Source organism: Collinsella aerofaciens (assembly GCF_041537385.1).
Taxonomy (GTDB): domain Bacteria; phylum Actinomycetota; class Coriobacteriia; order Coriobacteriales; family Coriobacteriaceae; genus Collinsella; species Collinsella aerofaciens_BV.
Window position 1 is genome coordinate 239905 of record NZ_JBGORS010000002.1, and the last position, 15850, is coordinate 255754.

Genomic DNA, 15850 nt, shown 5'->3' on the forward strand with positions numbered 1-15850 from the left:
TTTAGGCGAGGAGGTCGGGGAACCAGGTTGGTTTGGGTTGGTTAGGGACGCGCTCGGCTAGGACCAGCTCCATCCAGCACATGTCGTACCAACGGCCGAACTTTTGGGCGCAGCGGTCGAAGGCGCCCACCAGGCGATACCCCATATGGGCATGGAAATCCTGGCTGTTGTGCGTCAGGTACTCATCGTCCTTATCGTGCGGCACGGCGATGAGCGCGCACATGTTGGTGATGCCCATCGCGGCCAGGCACTGCTTGAGCGCATCGTGCAGCTTGCGGCCCAGCCCGCCGTGGCGCACGTCGCGCGCCAGGTAGATCGACGTCTCGACCGACCAGTCGTACGCCTCACGGCTGTTGAGCGGACTCACATAGGCATAGCCTACCGGGCGCCCGTCCAACTCCATCACCAGGTACGGATAGCGCTCGAGCGTACGCTCGATGCGCCCGGCGAACTCCTCAACGCTCGGCACCTCGTATTCGCAGGTAATTGCCGTCTCGCGCACATATGGCTCATAGATGGCAAGCAACGCCGGCGCATCGTCGGACGTCGCCAGGCGAATCGCAGGCTCGGACATCTCGGTCATACAATCCTTCCCCCACAAAAGCAAAGGCCGCCCTGCGCCAAACCCAGGCGTAGGACGGCCCCTCGTCATTACATCAAGCTACAGGACAGCCGCCAGCGCGTCGATGTCCTCCCGCGTCGTGGCCCAGCTGGTGCAAAAGCGCACCACCGTGTGGGTCTCGTCGTACTTTTCCCAGTACTCGATCGAGGCATGCTCGCGAATGCGGGCCATGTCTTCGTTGGGCAGAATCACAAACTGCTGGTTTGTGGGCGTCTCCAAGAAGAACTGGTAGCCGCGCTCGTGCAACACGCGACGCAGCGCCTGAGCGGTCTCAATCGCCTGGCGACCAATCTCAAAATACAGGCCATCGGTAAAGAGTGCCTCAAACTGGACGCCCGTCAGGCGGCCCTTGGCCAACAGCGCACCGTGCTGCTTAATGCGCGGAATGGGATGTGCCGGAGCGTGCATGCCGCAAAACACCACGGCCTCGCCGCAAAGCGCGCCGCACTTGGTGCCGCCGATGTAGAACACGTCGCACAGCTGCGCCAGCTCGGGCAGGGTAATGTCGCACTCATCGGCCGCCAGCGCATAGGCCAGACGAGCACCGTCCACAAACAGCGGAATCTCGCGCTTCTGGCACACTGCGTGAATCGCCGCGAGCTCGGCCTTGGAGTACAGCGTGCCGTACTCGGTCGATAGGCTCACGTACACGGCGCCCGGAAACACCGTGTGCTCGTAGCTCTCGTTTTCGTAGAACACCTGGATATAGCTCTCGAGGTCCTCGGCGTGCATCTTGCCCTCGTAGCCGGGAATGGTGAGCACCTTATGGCCGCCAAACTCGATGGCGCCCGCCTCGTGGCAGGCGACGTGGCCGGTCTCGGCGGCAACCACGCCCTCGTACGGCGCGAGCAGCATGTCAATCACCGTCGCGTTGGTCTGCGTGCCGCCCACCAGCAAAAACACGTCGGCATCGGGAGCCTGACAGGCCTCGCGAATAAGCTGCTTGGCACGCTCGGTATGCGCATCGGTGCCGTAGCCGGGCTGCGGCTCCATGTTGGTGTCGACGAGCGCCTGCAGCACCGCCGGATGTGCGCCGTGGGAATAGTCGTTGTTGAACGCGAGCATGGCAATCCTCTCATACCAGGTATCGACCAGATGATTCAGGTGGGGCTATTGTACGCCGTTGGGATAGGCAATGCGCGCGGCAAGACACTCAAGTGCCAGCACCAGGGCAAAGCCGCAGCTCACGTCACTCAAAAAGTGTGCACCGATCACGATACGGCCAAAGGCGACGAGCGCCGCGACGGCCGCCGCCACCCAAAAGACCACGCGACGACGCGAAGGCTTTTCCGTAAAGGCCGCCGCGGGAAGCCCCGCAAGCATAAGGCCGATTGCCGCATGCGCCGTGTGCCCGCTCGCGAACGACTTAAAGCCGTCCTTGATTACGCCGGCCGCAATATAGCTCCACTTGTCGGGATTGCCGATTACCCACCACGGCTGAAAATTGAGCCCCGGCGTGACCTCGATCACGCGCATGCGCGGGCGCGACCACAGCGGCTTGACAATCACGTTGAGGATGATGGCCTGAGCGACCCACACGGCAAGCACCATCAACGCCCAGCGCGTGAGCTCGTCGGGGTCGGTGTCGCGCGTAAGGCGATAGGCGATGAGGTTGGCCGCGATGACCAGCACAAACGTCAGCACTAGCTGAACGGCAATGAGTTTACCGCCAACCCGCAGAGACGAGATAATCTCGTAGCCGGCCAGGCCAACATTGACGAGGATGCCGACCACGGCGAGCCATTTACTCCCCCTGGAGTCGGGACGCGCCGCGCGCACGAGCATGACGCCCGCGATACTCGCCGTCAGCTCGAACGGCAGCTCGCCAGCGGCCTCGATAAAGCGACCGTACATGCTGCCGATATTGAACAGCGCACTCGAGATCTGGTAATCGAAAAAAGACCCGACGAGCAGACAAAAGGCCAGGATGACCGCGATAGCAGCGGCATCTTTCTTATAGATGTATCCGAACATGCTTTCCTTTCGGTCAGGTGAAGGGCGGTCAACCTGCAATGTGGGTGAGACGAAGATGGCTTTGTCCCGTAAACACCCTTACAGGTTGAGCATAAGTAAGCGAAAACGTTCCATTTGTGGCAAGGTGGCCCGAAAGAGGAGGGAAGCGTACTTGAGTACGCGACCGACGAGTGAGGGTCAGATTGCCCAAATGGGGCGTTTGCAGCGTCGACCCGTTAATCATCGTCGGACGCGCCCAGCTGCTGCAGTAGCATGAGCGCGGCCGCCACCGGGCCGGTGCCGTCGTTGGCGTCGAGACCTCGGCCCAGGCCGCTGCCCGCACCGGCGCCCGCCTTGTAGGGTACCGACAGCTTGCGGCTCTTGGGGAAGTTCACCGCGCCATAGCGGGTCTTAAGCTCAAAGGCCACCTTCTTGGGCACGTCTACGCCCAAAAACGTGATGCGGCCGCCACTGAGCGTGACGCTCTCGAGCCCCAGGCGCTCGCCGCGAATGCGGATGCGCGCGCGATTGAACAGGTTGAGTCCCGCCAACGGCAGCTCACCATGCGCGGCCTCGGTCTCTTCCTGCACCTCGTCGATGCTCTCCAGGTCCTCGGCCGCCGCGAGCTTACGGTACACGAGCACGCGCTGGTCCACCGCCGGCAGGTACTCCTCGGACAAGAAGTAATCGGCCGGCAGATTAATACCCACGCTCGCCGCCTCCACGCCGGCGTCGTCATCGCCGCGCGCCTCGGCCACAGCCTGGCCCAACATCTGCGTAAACAGGTCAAAGCCCACGCTCGACAGGTTGCCGTGCTGCTCAGCGCCCATCAGCGAACCGGCGCCGCGAATCTCCAGGTCGCGCATGGCGATACGCATGCCGCTGCCCAGGTCCTGGAACTCGGAAAGTGCAGTCAGGCGCGCCGTGGCCTCCTCGGTGAGCGGCAGCTCGCCCGGGAACATAAAGTACGCGTAGGCCTGCGTGGCCGAGCGACCCACACGGCCCTTGAGCTGGTAGAGCTGTGCCAGACCCAGGCGCTGTGAGTCCTCGATGATGAGCGTGTTGGCGGTCGCGTTGTCGATGCCGCTCTCCACGATGGTCGTGGCGATGAGCACATCGATCTTTTTGGTCGCGAACTCGATCATCACGTCCTCGACCTCGCGCGGGCTCATCTTGCCGTGCGCCACGCCCACGCGCGCCTCGGGCGCGGCCTCGTGCACGCGTGCCACAGCGTCATCGATGGTCTTGACGCGGTTGGACACGTAGTACACCTGTCCGCCGCGACCCACCTCCAGGCGAATCGCCGCGCTCACCACGTCGGGGTCGTACTCCCCCACGTGCACGATCACGGGGCGGCGCCCAGTCGGCGGCGTGGTAATCAGGCTCATATCGCGCACGCCGCTCGTGGCCATCTGCATGGTACGCGGGATGGGCGTGGCCGAAAGCGTGAGCACGTCAATCTGCTCGCGCAGGTTCTTGAGCTGCTCCTTGTGCTGCACGCCAAAGCGCTGTTCCTCGTCGATGATCACCAGGCCCAGGTTCTTGGGGTTCACATCGGCCGAAAGCAGGCGGTGCGTGCCGATGAGCACGTCGATCGTGCCCTCGGCAAACGCCTTGAGCGCGCGCTTTTGCTGCGCCGGCGTGCGGAAGCGGCTGAGCACCTCGACCTCCAGGCCAAACGGGGCAAAGCGCTCAAAGAATGTCTCGTAGTGCTGCTGGGCCAGAATGGTCGTGGGGCAGAGCACCATGACCTGGCGACCGGAGTCCACGCACTTAAAGGCCGCGCGCAGGGCGACCTCGGTCTTGCCGAAGCCCACGTCGCCGCACAGCAGGCGGTCCATGGGCTTGGGCGCCTCCATGTCAGCTTTGATGTCGGCGATGGCCTCCAGTTGGTCGCGCGTCTCGTCGTAAGGAAAGCTCTCCTCCATCTCGATCTGCTCGGGCGTGTCGGGCGGGCAGGCGATACCGGTAATCGACGAGCGGCGCGTATACAGGTCGACCAGGTCAAACGCCAGCTTTTTGGCGTTCTTGCGCGCCTTGTTGGTGGCACTCGTCCAGTCGGCGGTGTTGAGCCTGGTCAGGCGCGGCTTGTCACCGTCGGGACCAACATAGCGCGTGATGCGGTCGACCTGCTCGAGCGGCACGTAGAGCTTGTCGCCGTCGGCATATTCCAGCAAAAAGTAGTCGCGCTCCTTGCCGCCCACTTCCTGGCGCGCGATCTCGCTAAAGAGTGCGATGCCGTGAGTGGCGTGCACCACGTAGTCGCCCGGCTTAAACGGAAACGTGATCTGCGTAATGTCCACCTTGCGGCGGCTGCGCGCGCGGTTGGCGTCCATGCGGGCGTTGAGGTCGGCGATCGAGAACACGGCCAGGTTGGCATCGGGCACCACCACGCCCTGCGGCAGGGCGGCATCGACAAAGGTCACGCGTCCGCGCGAGATGGTGGGCACGGCGGCGCCGGCGGCAGCCTGGGCGGCACCCGCCTCGAGCGAGCGGGCGTTGAGCGCGTCGGCCTTACGCTCGCGAATGGAAGCATGGGCCTCCTGGCGGCTGGCGCGATCGGCAGAGTCTGCCGTTGCCACGCGTACGCGCTCGCCAATGACGCCTGCATTTTCGGGCGCGGCCGTCAGCGATTCCTCAAAGGTAATGCCCTCGTCACCAAAGGTGAGCTCCATCGACTCGCGCGCACCGCGATCGGGGATGGCAAACACGCAGGCATAGCGCTTGCCCACGACTTCCTGAATGCGCGTCATAAAACGGTTGTCCGAGCCTGCGATGGCAGGCTGCTCAATCTTGAGCTCTGCCGTAACCGCACCGCCCGCGCGAATCAGGCTCACATAGTTCAGGCGCTGCTGAGCACCAAAATCGAGCTGCTGAGCACGTACATACAGGCCATCCAGTCGGTCAATCCCCGCCTCGCCGGCACGAGCCTCGATATCCTCGTAGGCACGCAGGCAGTCGTCGAACAGCGAACGCGGCTCGGACAGCACCACCAGCGCCTTGCCGCTCACGTGTGCCAGCGGGCTTACGGTCTGGCCGTACATCACCGGCAAAAAGCGGTCGAGCTCGGGCGTGACGATGCGTGCATCCACCATCTCGAGCAGCGCCACCAGCTTGCTATCGTCCTGGCTGGCGCGATAGAGCGCCACATGCATGTTGTGGACCGCCTCGTCGGTAAGCGCCAGCTCGCGGCACGGGAAGATCTCGATGCTGTCCTCGTTGCCGATGGTCTGCCCCGTGGAACTCACCATGCGGCGGATGCGATCAATCTCGTCGCCGAAGAACTCGATGCGCACGGGTGCCTTCTCCTGCGCGGGGAACACCTCGACGGTATCACCGTGCACGCGGAACAGGCCGGGCGCGTCGGCGGCACCGGCATTGGTATAGCCCATGCCCACCAGGCGCTGCGGCACCTCATCGAAGGGAATCTCCTCGCCCACCGCAAAGGTTGTCGACTCCCAGTAGCGGCTCTCGACTGGCGGCACGCAACGCAGCAGCGCGCGGGCCGAGGCGACCATGATGCAGTTGTCGCCGCGCACGATGCGTCCCAGGGCCTCGCAGCGCTGCGCCACCACGGCATCGTCGGGCGCCTGCTCGCGCCACGGATAGTCCTTGCGCTCGGGAAAGCGGCACACGCGCGCCAGCCCCACATAGGCGGCAAGGCTGCGCGCAGCGCGATCGGCCGCATCCTCGCCGCTCACGATGTAGACCGTCGGGCGCGGACGGCGCGCAAACTGGGCGGCCGCCATAAGCGTACGGCCCGACTGCGACACGGCCAGCGTCACGTCCTCGCCGGCATCGAGTCCGGCCTCGACGGTCTGCAAGGCCTCGGCAGTGTAGAGCTGCGCGGCTATACGGTGAATGAGCATGCTGTTCCTCCGGCATCGCAACGCCAAAAGCCCGCCGGGGCAAGCTCGGCGGGTCGTACGTCAAAGATCATTGTTTGTCATGGTAGCGCATGGAGAGGACTCCTGCTCAAGGGCAAACCCGGCCCTGCAAAAAACGCCAGACGAAGATGCATTCCGCCCTACCCCGCTACGCGCACGCTGGGGCACAAATCTGCCAGCGGACACTCGTCGCACTTGGGTTTGCGGGCATCGCAGATCTCGCGACCGAAGGTAATCCACTGATGGTTGACCGACTCCCAATACTCGTGCGGCAAAATCTTGAGCAGATCCTGCTCGGTCTTGAGCGGCTCCTTGGCATGCGTCTTGGGACTCAACATCAGGCGGTGCGCAATGCGGTTGACGTGTGTGTCCACCGCAATGCCCTCCACGATGCCATACCCCACGTTGAGCACGATGTTCGCCGTCTTGCGTCCCACGCCCGGCAGCTTTACAAGCTCCTTCATGTCGGCCGGCACCTCGCCGCCGTAATCGGCGACGATCATCTGCGCGGCCTCGACGGCATGCTTGGCTTTGCTCTTGTAGAAGCCGAGTGACTTGATGGTATCTGCCACGTCAGCCACGCTCGCCCCGGCCATGGCCTCGGGCGTGGGCCACTGGGCAAACAGCCGCGGCGTCACCTTGTTGACCTGCGCGTCGGTTGTTTGCGCCGAGAGTAGCACCGCGATCAGCAGGCGGAAGGGATTCTCGTGGTCCAAAAAGCACTCGACCGGGCCATAGCGACGGTTGAGGCGCTCGCACACCTCGATGGCGCGCTCGCGCTTGGCGGCATTGGTCTCGCGTGGCATAACGACTCCTCGGCTCAACGGCACAATAAACTTATGGGCACAATTGTCCCACGTCCGAGACGCTTACGCCTCCAAGAATGCGCCGGTCTGACGGCTCCACAGGCTCGCGTACTCGCCACCCGCCTCGACGAGCTGCGCATGCGTGCCGTCCTCGACAATCTCACCATCGGCCAGCACCACAATGCGGTCGAGCGCCGCCACGGTGGACAGGCGGTGCGCCACCACAATGGAGGTGCGCCCGCGCATCAGGTTTTCGAGCGCCTCCTGCACCAGCGCCTCGGACTCGCTGTCCAGGGCAGAGGTCGCCTCGTCGAGCACTAGAATCGGCGCGTCGGTTAGGATGGCGCGGGCGATAGCCACGCGCTGACGCTGGCCGCCCGAGAGCTTGACGCCGCGCTCACCCACCATGGTGTCAAAGCCACGGGGCAATCGGTCGATAAACTCCAGGGCATTGGCCAGGCGCGCGGCCTCACGAATCTGCTCATCAGTGGCGTTGGGACGACCGTAGGCAATGTTTTCGCGAATGGAGCGGTGGAACAGCAGCGCCTCCTGCGGCACGTAGGCAACCTGGCGGCGCAGGCTTTGCTGCGTGCAGCGCGAGACATCCTGACCGTCCACGAGCACGCGGCCGCCCTGAACATCGTCTAGGCGCAGCAGCAGCTTGGTGAGCGTCGTCTTACCCGAGCCCGATTTGCCCACCAGGCCCACGCGCTGGCCCGCCGCCACATGAAGTGTCAGGTCATCGAACACGTTCTCGCCCGCCGCAGCGTCACGGTACGCAAAGCTCAGGTGCTCAAAATCAATCGCGCCCTCGGTTACTTTGAGCTCAGGGGCGTCCGGGTCGTCTGCCACCAAACGTGGCTCGTCCAGCACGCGCGTCATCTCGGCCGCATCGCCCAAAGCGCGGTTGATACGCTGCATCATGGAGCTCACGTAGTTCAGGCGCATGGTGAGGTTGTACGTATAGGTAAAGATCATGACGAGCGAGCCGGCCGAGATGCCAAACCACGCGTTGCCGCCCGCCACGAACACACTCACCACGGCCATGGTGATGACGATAAGGCCCGAGGTCGTAAAGTTGCGCTGCATCATGGCGTGCATCGAGACCGTCTCGGCGTCGCGCGCGGCACGATCGGCGGCATCGAACAGATCGCGTTCAAAGTCCTCGCGTCCGCAGGTCTTGACGGCCAAGATGTTCGTGACCGCGTCGGAGAGCACACCCGAGAGCTTGTTCTGCGCGGCGGACGTCGCGGCCGAAAGCGGCATGATGCGCTTGTACATAAGCCAGACAAACGCAATGTAGACGACCATGATGCACACCAGGATCACGGTAAATGTGGGCACCACCGGAGCGAGCGCCGCCACCGTGCAGATGACCGAGGTGATAGTGGGGATGAGCGAATACACCGTCACATCCACCAGACCCGTGTAGCCGCTCATAAAACGGCTCGTCTGGCTCACGAGCGATCCGCCAAAGCGGCTGGTGTGGAATGTCATGGATTGGTTGGAGAGCGTGTCGAAGCACAGACGCGCCAGGTGATAGTTGCCTGCGATCTCGAGCTTGTAGACGGTATAGTCCTGTAGCTTGGAGAGGATTTGACCCACCAGGTTAACGAGTACGAGCGCCAGGATATAGGGGGCGAAGACCTCAAACACCCGGTCACCCGCCACGGGACCGGCCTGGACGCGGTCGACGATGAGGGCCATAACGTAGGTGTTGGCAAACGTGAGCAAAAAGATGTAGCCCGCCGACGAGAACACCGAGAGAAAGACAATCAGCGGCTGCGTGCGCGTCACACCCCAAAACCGCTGCAGCGTGCGGCGCACGGTGGAGCGTTTGAGTGGACTGGTGCTTCTCTGAGACATGGGCTTCCTTTCGCGTCTGATAGGGCGAAACGCCATTGTTGCACATTGAAGCGCACTTCAGGCAAGCACGATGCGAAAAGCGGTGGGGCACCCGCGTTTACGCCGGCGCCCCACCGTCCGTTGCGACTAGTCCTCGTCTTTTTGGTCTGCGGGCAGGCCTGCGGACTCCAAGCCCAAAATCGCGTCGGCCTCCCGCGCGTCTTCCAGCGCGTCGATGTCCTTGAGTTTGCGCTCCATGACGTTGGTGCGCGTGGTGATGATGCCCTCGACCGTTTTGCCCGCGGTCTCGATCTGCTGCTGGGCGCGGCGCAGCGCCGCCTGATAGCGCGGCAGCTCGGCCTTGACGGCGGAGAGCACGCGCAGTACGTCGTCGGTACGTTTTTGCAGCCTAAACGTCTGGTAGCTCATCTGCAGGCTGTTGAGAATGGCGGCCATGGTGCTGGGACCGGCTACGTTGACGTGATAGTCGCGGCCCAGGGTCTCGATAAGCCCGGGGCGGCTGACGACCTCGGCGTACAGCCCCTCAAACGGCACGAACATGATGCCAAAGTTGGTCGTTGCCGGCACACTCAGGTACTTTTCGCAGATGTCTTTAGCCTCGCGCTTGACCATGGTGTCGAGCGTCTTGCGCGCAGCCGCCACGGCCTCCGCATCGCCCGACTCCTGCGCGTCGAGCAGGTGCTCGTACGCGTCGCCCGGAAACTTGGAGTCGATCGGCAGCAGCACGGGATCGCCCTCGTCCACCGGCAGCTTGACGGCAAACTCAACGCGCTCCGAGGCGCCGGGCTTGGTGGCGACGTTTTCCAGATACTGGTCGGGCGTGAGGATGTCCGTCAGGATCGCACCCAGCTGCACCTCGCCCAAAATGCCACGGGCCTTCACATTACCCAGCACGCGTTTAAGGTCGCCCACGCCGGTGGCGATAGACTGCATGTCGCCCAAGCCCTTGTACACGGCCTCGAGCTGGTCGCTCACCTGCTTAAACGATGCAGACAGGCGGTCGTTGAGCGTACGGGAGAGTTTCTCGTCCACCGTCGCACGCATCTGATCGAGCTGCACGTTGTTGTCTTTGCGGATGGCGCCCAGCTGGGCATCGACCGTCTCGCGCACCTTGTCCAGGCGGTGCTCGATACCCTCACGGTTGGCACCGAGCTGTTGGGCCGTCTCACGGCGCAGGTCATCCATACGGTCGCCAGCCTGCGAGAACTCACGCGCGATGGTCAGGTAGCGTTGCTGCTCCACGGCCACATCGGTCGTCTGCTGCTGCGCGATGGCGTTTGCCGTGCGACGGGTTTCTGCCAACGCGACGTTCAGGGCATCGAGCGCGTTGTTAGCCTGCTCGAGCGCTGCCAGCGTTTCCGCGCTACTGTCGCCATGCTCCCGCAACTCGGCACGCAGGCTCTTGAGTTGGAGGGCGCAAGCCACAGCAACCCCCACCGCCACCAAGGCGATCACAACAAGCACAATATCAATAGCAGACATAAACTCCGCCCAACAAACCCAATCGAGCACCAATCAAAACCGCAATCAATCTTACCCCGCCACACACACGGATCACTCACTGCCTTGCAGACAAATATCTCTTAGAGCCGCGGACGCTAAAACGCTAGCTCTCCCAGCCGGTGCGAATGGTTGTCATGACGTCGCCTAGGCGCTGGCCGAGGGCTGACAGATGCTGGAGCACCTCGTTGGGCGATGCGCCGTTGAGGATGCACGTGAGGGCATACGACGCCAGAAAGATGGCCGCAAGCCCCAACGGGACGAGCACCATCATCGCCAAGGTGCGCAGGCGCTGGCCCAAACGGCGGCGGCGCGCGCGGCGTTTGTCGAACGCGAGCTCCTGCGCATATGAATCTTGCTGTACGGAATAGGCCTCTGGCGCCGATTCACACCCGGGCACAGCTGCAGGTACAGCAGCGGGCACGACATTTTGCGCAAAGGGCTGGACTGCCGCCCCTTGCATTTGCATCTCCATGAGTCGTTGCTGCTGACGCAGCATGCGCTCAGCTTGTTGCTGCGGAGTCTCAAGAAACAGATCCATGCTGGCCTCCAAAATCGGAGCATTCGACGCTTGCGCCCAGCATCCCGCACCATCGCGGCCGCAGCAACGAAATCCGCGGCAATAGCCGCAAAGATTCTTTTGTCAGAAAACTGTCGAAAACCTCAACAACTCCCCTACCAGCACTTTCTCTGAGCTTTTTTATCGAATGATCTTTTGCCCTTCCGCCAACCCGCCAACTAACCAAAAGCTGACCAAAATCTTGACGGAAGTTGTGAAGACAGGGACCCCAAACAAAACGTGCCGCCCCATAAGGGGCGGCACACAAACTTCTAATCAGCTTTTCTGTAACGAGCATGCGACGACCCAAAGCGGGCCGGGAGGGCCGGATTACCTTCCCTCAACGCGACCCTGCGAAGCCGTGAGCGAGGAGGGAAGGTAGTCCGGCCCTCCCGGCCCAGCTCACGCTAGCGCCACGCGCTAGTAGTTCACCACCTGCTCCTCAAAGTACGCCTTCGGGTGGTTGCACACCGGGCACACTTCAGGCGCCTCGGCACCAACATGCAGGTGTCCGCAGTTCAGGCACTTCCACACCTTTACGCCCTCACGCTCAAACACCTCGCCCGACTCGATGCGCTCGACGAGTTTGTTGTAGCGCTCCTCGTGGGCCTTCTCGACAGCGGCGACGCCACGGAACTTCTCGGCGATCTCGGCAAAGCCCTCCTCCTCGGCGGTCTTGGCGAACTCGTCGTACATCGTGGTCCACTCGTAGTTCTCGCCCGCGGCGGCATCACGCAGATTGTCCAGGGTATCGGGGACGGCGCCATCGTGCAGATACTTAAACCACAGTTTGGCGTGCTCGGACTCGTTGCCTGCGGTCTCGGCAAAGATATTCGAGATCTGAACGTAGCCATCCTTCTTGGCCTTAGAGGCATAGTAGCGATACTTGGTGTGTGCCTGGGACTCACCGGCAAAAGCGGTCTCGAGGTTCTTCTTGGTTTGGGAGTTCTCAAAATCCATAGGTGTACTTCCCTTCAACGCATGCCGCCCGTAGGCTCCGAGCGGCCTCGTCTTTAGGATGCCCCTCAAGCCGAGAATTTAAACCTTACAATCCCGTTCTTCAGATTTGAGCGGGCTACACACTCAACCAACGATCGTCCTCGGCTCGGCAAAAGCCCTCGCGCTCCAGGTCAGCTAGAATGCCCGCGATCAAGTCGCACTCGACCGGCCCGCGACCGGCTGCCGCTTCCATCTCGTTAACGCCCACCACGGCATCAGCAAGCGTAATCCCCGCCGGCTGCCCATCGCGCGCTGCCAGCAACATACGCACGATATGCGCGCGCTTTTGGCGACGCGAGCCCTCAAACTTGGACTGACGACTATAGCCCGCCGACCGCCTGGACGGATTGGGCAGCGTCTTTTTTAGATACGCGCCGTAATCCAGCAACGCGTAATACCACGCGCGCGGCGTGTCGGCATCGTCTTGAGGCGCGGCAAAGGGCGCAATCTCATCCGCCGCCGCACCAGGGGCCGCCGGACAGGCGGCTTGGATCAGCGGCACCAGCTCGCGATCGGGAACGGCCGGCACATCGGGAAAGAAATGATGCAGAAAGACCGTGCGCACATTGGTCTCCAGATACACGCCTGGAAGATCAAACGCAAACGAACGGATGCCCTGCGCCGTTGCCGGGCCAATACCAGGCAGCGCGACCAGATTGTGCGTCTCGCGCGGAAACTCCCCGCCCCAATCCTCTACGACCCGTTGAGCGGCCCCATGAAGCGCCAGAGCGCGTCGGTTGTAGCCCATGCCCTGCCAAGCGTCCAAAACATCGGAAGGCGCGGCCTGGGCAAGCGCTTGCACAGTCGGAAAACGATCGAGCCACACCGGCATGCGTGCCTCCACACGCGGCACCTGCGTTTGCTGCAGCATGACCTCAGAAAGCCAAATGATGTACGGATCGCGCGTGCGGCGCCACGGAAGGTCGCGATAACGCAGGACCCCTTCCGAACGAATCATCGAACGAAAGGGGTCCTGAATCATGGCTATACTCCTTATGCGGCGCTATTCCTCCCGGTAAGCGCACGCGCAGGTGGCGTACTCGGGAAACGCTTCGCGGTCGGCGAACTTGGGATCGACGGCCGGGAACTGGCGGTGAGCGACGATGTCGCCGAGCGAAACGGAATCGAGGTAGTCGCGCATCAACGCCTGGGCTCCGGCCCACAGGGGATGATAGCAGCACGCGCCCATGCGCGCACAGTCACCATCGGGCGCGGTGCAATCGTTCATAACCATAGGACCCTGAACGGCCTCGACGACCTGGCGGATAGTGACGTCGTCCGGACTGACCTTGAGACGCATGCCACCGTGGACGCCACGCAGGCTCTCCACAATACCGGCCTGGACCAAACCGTGCTGAATCGAGCGGGCAAACGAATACGGGACATTGACCTCTTCGGCAGCGGTGCGAACAGAAAGCAAACACTCCGGATCCTCGGCAAGCATCGCCAGCATACGAAGGGCGTAATCAGTCTTCCTCGATATGTCCATTTTTCCCCTTTCAAGGAATACGAACAGCTCGAACGAGCTCCGGGGCCGAGCTTGCGTCGAGACGCTAAATGACCGCCAGGACATCCAAATGGTAAATCGGATATCCACTGAGTGCCGCGCTTGAAGCGGAATGCATCAGATGCGGCCTACAGTGCAATTTAGTATAACCTAACCCTCTGCTTCATTGAACAGATGTTGCGCAACAAACCCCCTGTTTGAACACATATATCAGTAGAGGCTGGCTCGCTCGTTGCAAATGCGGTGATTTGGATAAAGAGGCATATGAGATCGATGACCTATTAAACGCAAAAAGCCACGTCCGAAGACGTGGCTTTAATTGCGTTGGCGGGAAGTACGGGGCTCGAACCCGCGACCTCCGACGTGACAGGCCGGCGCTCTAACCAAACTGAGCTAACTCCCCAGGCAGACGTTCGCGTTTGTTTCCGCTCGCGTGCGCTGCGGGGATTAGTATACACAGAAGTCTGTCCGGCGCGCAACAACTTTTTTGAAAAATTTTTTGGGGCCATCCGGGAGGGTTTCCGGGGCTGGGGGCGGGGGTTAAGTTTGCTGCTCTACAGTCCTGCGCAAGACGGAAAGCACATTAAGTGCTTTCCTTTGCGTGCGGAACTCGCGACAAACTTAACCCCCGCCCCCAGCCCCGGAAACCCTCCCTGCCGTCACATGCTTCAAGCTGTTGTTGTTCCTCGCCGCTTCCGCGGCTCGAGGCCCCCGTTCTCCTCGGCGGGGTTGTCTAAGGGTCTTGTTGAAACTCTGCCTTTGGCTCAAAGAAAAACGGGAGATGCGTTGTGCATCCCCCGTTTTTGTTGCGGTTAGTCCAAGTCAATAAACTTGGTGCTTAGGATCTTGCCGTCTTTGACGAGCATTCTGGCCATGGTGGGGCCTCGAGTGCCTCTGGGGTAGCTGGCGCTGCCCGGGTTGAGGACTAAGCAACGGCCCACGTGGGCTTCTTTGGTTACATGGGTGTGACCGTTGATGGCTACGTCTACGGATCCCACCGGAAGGTCTTCGCGGTAGTGGGCTACGGCGAATTTGAGGCCTTCGTAGGTAAAGAGCGCAAGACGGTCTACATCGGGGCCGTAGTCGCGGTAGTAATCGTTGTTGCCCAGTACGGCCCGCACGGGGGCGATGGTGCATAGGTGCTCGTAGTCCATCTCTGACGTGAGGTCGCCGGCGTGGATAATCAGGTCTGCGCCTTCAAGCTCATCCAGAAGCGCAGGCGAAAGATAGCCGTGGGTGTCCGAGATGATGTCGATGCGCTTGGCGCTTGCACTGTTCATGGGATCCCTTCCGCAAAAAACGATTCGGCAGATACATACAAAAAAGGCCCCACGGCTCCGCAGACAATGGGTCTACAGGGCTGCGGGGCCAGTGTGCTAGAGACTCAGGGCCTTCTTAAGTGGCACGACGCGGCGGCGCGAAACCGGCACGCGTTCGTCGACGCCCGTAATGCCCAGCTGGATGGCGCCCGAGGGCACCGTCTCGACGTCCGTGACGCACGCCAGGTTGACGATATAGCGGCGGTGAACGCGGAAGAAGCCAAAGTCGCAGAGCTTGGCCTCAAACTGCGCCAGCGAGGTCGTCGACAAAAAGCGATCATCGACGGTATAGATGCAGGAGTAATCGTCCTTGGCCATGATAAAGCGAATGTCGTCCACGGGAATGAGCACCTTGCGGCCGCCCTTTTCCACCGGGATACGCTCGATGGTCACCTTGCTGTCCGTAACCGGCTTGGCGCGTTGCATGACCTTCTCGATCGCGCGATCCAAGCGAGCTTCCTCGACCGGTTTCATCAGATAATCGACGGCATCCACGTCGAATGCCTCGACCGCATGGTCGCTATACGCAGTCACAAACACGATCGCCGGCGGATTTTTGAGCTTATGCAGCGCCTCGGCAAGTTGCAGGCCCGAGGCACCGGGCATCGAGATATCGAGAAACACGACATCCACGCGACTTTCCATAAGCATCTCGATGGCGGAGCGGACGCTCGACGCCTCCGTGATCGTGCCGATCTTGCCCGTTTGCTCGAGCAGGAAGCGAAGCTCCGAGCGAGCCGGCGCCTCATCATCCACAATCATCGCACGCAGCATAGGGATAAAACCTTTCGTCAACTAACAGCGCCGGGCATCCGTCGCATGACGTTGAGCC

General features: G+C 61.9%; 13 protein-coding genes and 1 tRNA gene. All 14 read right to left on the bottom strand.

Annotation, left to right across the window (positions count from 1 at the left end):
* Window position 1: 1 nt before the first annotated feature.
* The 14 genes from ACEG18_RS04505 to ACEG18_RS04570 all read right to left on the bottom strand — a co-directional run bounded on the left by ACEG18_RS04505 (window position 2) and on the right by ACEG18_RS04570 (window position 15792).
* Complete coding sequence (locus ACEG18_RS04505; protein ID WP_372541432.1) at window positions 2-583, bottom strand: GNAT family N-acetyltransferase; 582 nt, start codon at window positions 581-583, stop codon at window positions 2-4.
* Between the two features lie 78 nt (window positions 584-661).
* Complete coding sequence (locus ACEG18_RS04510; RefSeq protein ID WP_372541434.1) at window positions 662-1687, bottom strand: threonine aldolase family protein; 1026 nt, start codon at window positions 1685-1687, stop codon at window positions 662-664.
* A gap of 45 nt (window positions 1688-1732) precedes the next feature.
* Window positions 1733-2596 carry a phosphatase PAP2 family protein gene (locus ACEG18_RS04515; RefSeq protein WP_372541436.1) on the bottom strand — a complete coding sequence of 288 codons (864 nt, stop codon included), beginning with the start codon at window positions 2594-2596 and terminating at the stop codon, window positions 1733-1735.
* 215 nt (window positions 2597-2811) lie between these two features.
* Window positions 2812-6444 carry a transcription-repair coupling factor gene (gene mfd, locus ACEG18_RS04520; RefSeq protein ID WP_372541438.1) on the bottom strand — a complete coding sequence of 1211 codons (3633 nt, stop codon included), beginning with the start codon at window positions 6442-6444 and terminating at the stop codon, window positions 2812-2814.
* Window positions 6445-6602: 158 nt separating this feature from the next.
* Window positions 6603-7268, bottom strand: a complete 666-nt coding sequence (gene nth / locus ACEG18_RS04525; RefSeq protein WP_035136768.1) for an endonuclease III — start codon at window positions 7266-7268, stop codon at window positions 6603-6605.
* A 63-nt stretch (window positions 7269-7331) separates the two neighbouring features.
* Window positions 7332-9134: an ABC transporter ATP-binding protein gene (locus ACEG18_RS04530; protein ID WP_372541440.1), complete on the bottom strand. Its 1803-nt coding sequence runs from the start codon at window positions 9132-9134 to the stop codon at window positions 7332-7334.
* Between the two features lie 126 nt (window positions 9135-9260).
* The gene (locus tag ACEG18_RS04535; RefSeq protein WP_372541442.1) at window positions 9261-10616 is read right to left on the bottom strand and encodes a DNA recombination protein RmuC; all 1356 of its coding nucleotides are present in this window, start codon (window positions 10614-10616) and stop codon (window positions 9261-9263) included.
* A 124-nt stretch (window positions 10617-10740) separates the two neighbouring features.
* Window positions 10741-11175, bottom strand: coding sequence for a hypothetical protein (locus ACEG18_RS04540; protein ID WP_372541443.1), 435 nt, complete (start codon window positions 11173-11175; stop codon window positions 10741-10743).
* Window positions 11176-11613: 438 nt separating this feature from the next.
* Entirely contained in the window at window positions 11614-12153 is a 540-nt protein-coding gene (gene rbr / locus ACEG18_RS04545; RefSeq protein WP_117634424.1) for a rubrerythrin, read from the bottom strand.
* Between the two features lie 115 nt (window positions 12154-12268).
* Window positions 12269-13174, bottom strand: a complete 906-nt coding sequence (locus ACEG18_RS04550) for an HhH-GPD family protein (RefSeq protein ID WP_372541445.1) — start codon at window positions 13172-13174, stop codon at window positions 12269-12271.
* A gap of 21 nt (window positions 13175-13195) precedes the next feature.
* Window positions 13196-13681: an RrF2 family transcriptional regulator gene (locus ACEG18_RS04555; RefSeq protein ID WP_022094514.1), complete on the bottom strand. Its 486-nt coding sequence runs from the start codon at window positions 13679-13681 to the stop codon at window positions 13196-13198.
* Between the two features lie 343 nt (window positions 13682-14024).
* Window positions 14025-14102, bottom strand: a tRNA-Asp gene (locus ACEG18_RS04560).
* A 409-nt stretch (window positions 14103-14511) separates the two neighbouring features.
* Window positions 14512-14979 carry a YfcE family phosphodiesterase gene (locus ACEG18_RS04565; RefSeq protein WP_372541447.1) on the bottom strand — a complete coding sequence of 156 codons (468 nt, stop codon included), beginning with the start codon at window positions 14977-14979 and terminating at the stop codon, window positions 14512-14514.
* 96 nt (window positions 14980-15075) lie between these two features.
* Window positions 15076-15792, bottom strand: coding sequence for a LytR/AlgR family response regulator transcription factor (locus ACEG18_RS04570; RefSeq protein WP_006235156.1), 717 nt, complete (start codon window positions 15790-15792; stop codon window positions 15076-15078).
* Window positions 15793-15850 lie beyond the last annotated feature (58 nt).

What these genes read in the sequence shown, in the direction of transcription:
- ACEG18_RS04505 (WP_372541432.1), bottom strand. Translation starts at nt 583, where the DNA reads ATGACCGAGATGTCCGAGCCTGCGATTCGCCTGGCGACGTCCGACGAT.
- ACEG18_RS04510 (WP_372541434.1), bottom strand. Translation starts at nt 1,687, where the DNA reads ATGCTCGCGTTCAACAACGACTATTCCCACGGCGCACATCCGGCGGTG.
- ACEG18_RS04515 (WP_372541436.1), bottom strand. Translation starts at nt 2,596, where the DNA reads ATGTTCGGATACATCTATAAGAAAGATGCCGCTGCTATCGCGGTCATC.
- mfd (WP_372541438.1), bottom strand. Translation starts at nt 6,444, where the DNA reads ATGCTCATTCACCGTATAGCCGCGCAGCTCTACACTGCCGAGGCCTTG.
- nth (WP_035136768.1), bottom strand. Translation starts at nt 7,268, where the DNA reads ATGCCACGCGAGACCAATGCCGCCAAGCGCGAGCGCGCCATCGAGGTG.
- ACEG18_RS04530 (WP_372541440.1), bottom strand. Translation starts at nt 9,134, where the DNA reads ATGTCTCAGAGAAGCACCAGTCCACTCAAACGCTCCACCGTGCGCCGC.
- ACEG18_RS04535 (WP_372541442.1), bottom strand. Translation starts at nt 10,616, where the DNA reads ATGTCTGCTATTGATATTGTGCTTGTTGTGATCGCCTTGGTGGCGGTG.
- ACEG18_RS04540 (WP_372541443.1), bottom strand. Translation starts at nt 11,175, where the DNA reads ATGGATCTGTTTCTTGAGACTCCGCAGCAACAAGCTGAGCGCATGCTG.
- rbr (WP_117634424.1), bottom strand. Translation starts at nt 12,153, where the DNA reads ATGGATTTTGAGAACTCCCAAACCAAGAAGAACCTCGAGACCGCTTTT.
- ACEG18_RS04550 (WP_372541445.1), bottom strand. Translation starts at nt 13,174, where the DNA reads ATGATTCAGGACCCCTTTCGTTCGATGATTCGTTCGGAAGGGGTCCTG.
- ACEG18_RS04555 (WP_022094514.1), bottom strand. Translation starts at nt 13,681, where the DNA reads ATGGACATATCGAGGAAGACTGATTACGCCCTTCGTATGCTGGCGATG.
- ACEG18_RS04565 (WP_372541447.1), bottom strand. Translation starts at nt 14,979, where the DNA reads ATGAACAGTGCAAGCGCCAAGCGCATCGACATCATCTCGGACACCCAC.
- ACEG18_RS04570 (WP_006235156.1), bottom strand. Translation starts at nt 15,792, where the DNA reads ATGCTGCGTGCGATGATTGTGGATGATGAGGCGCCGGCTCGCTCGGAG.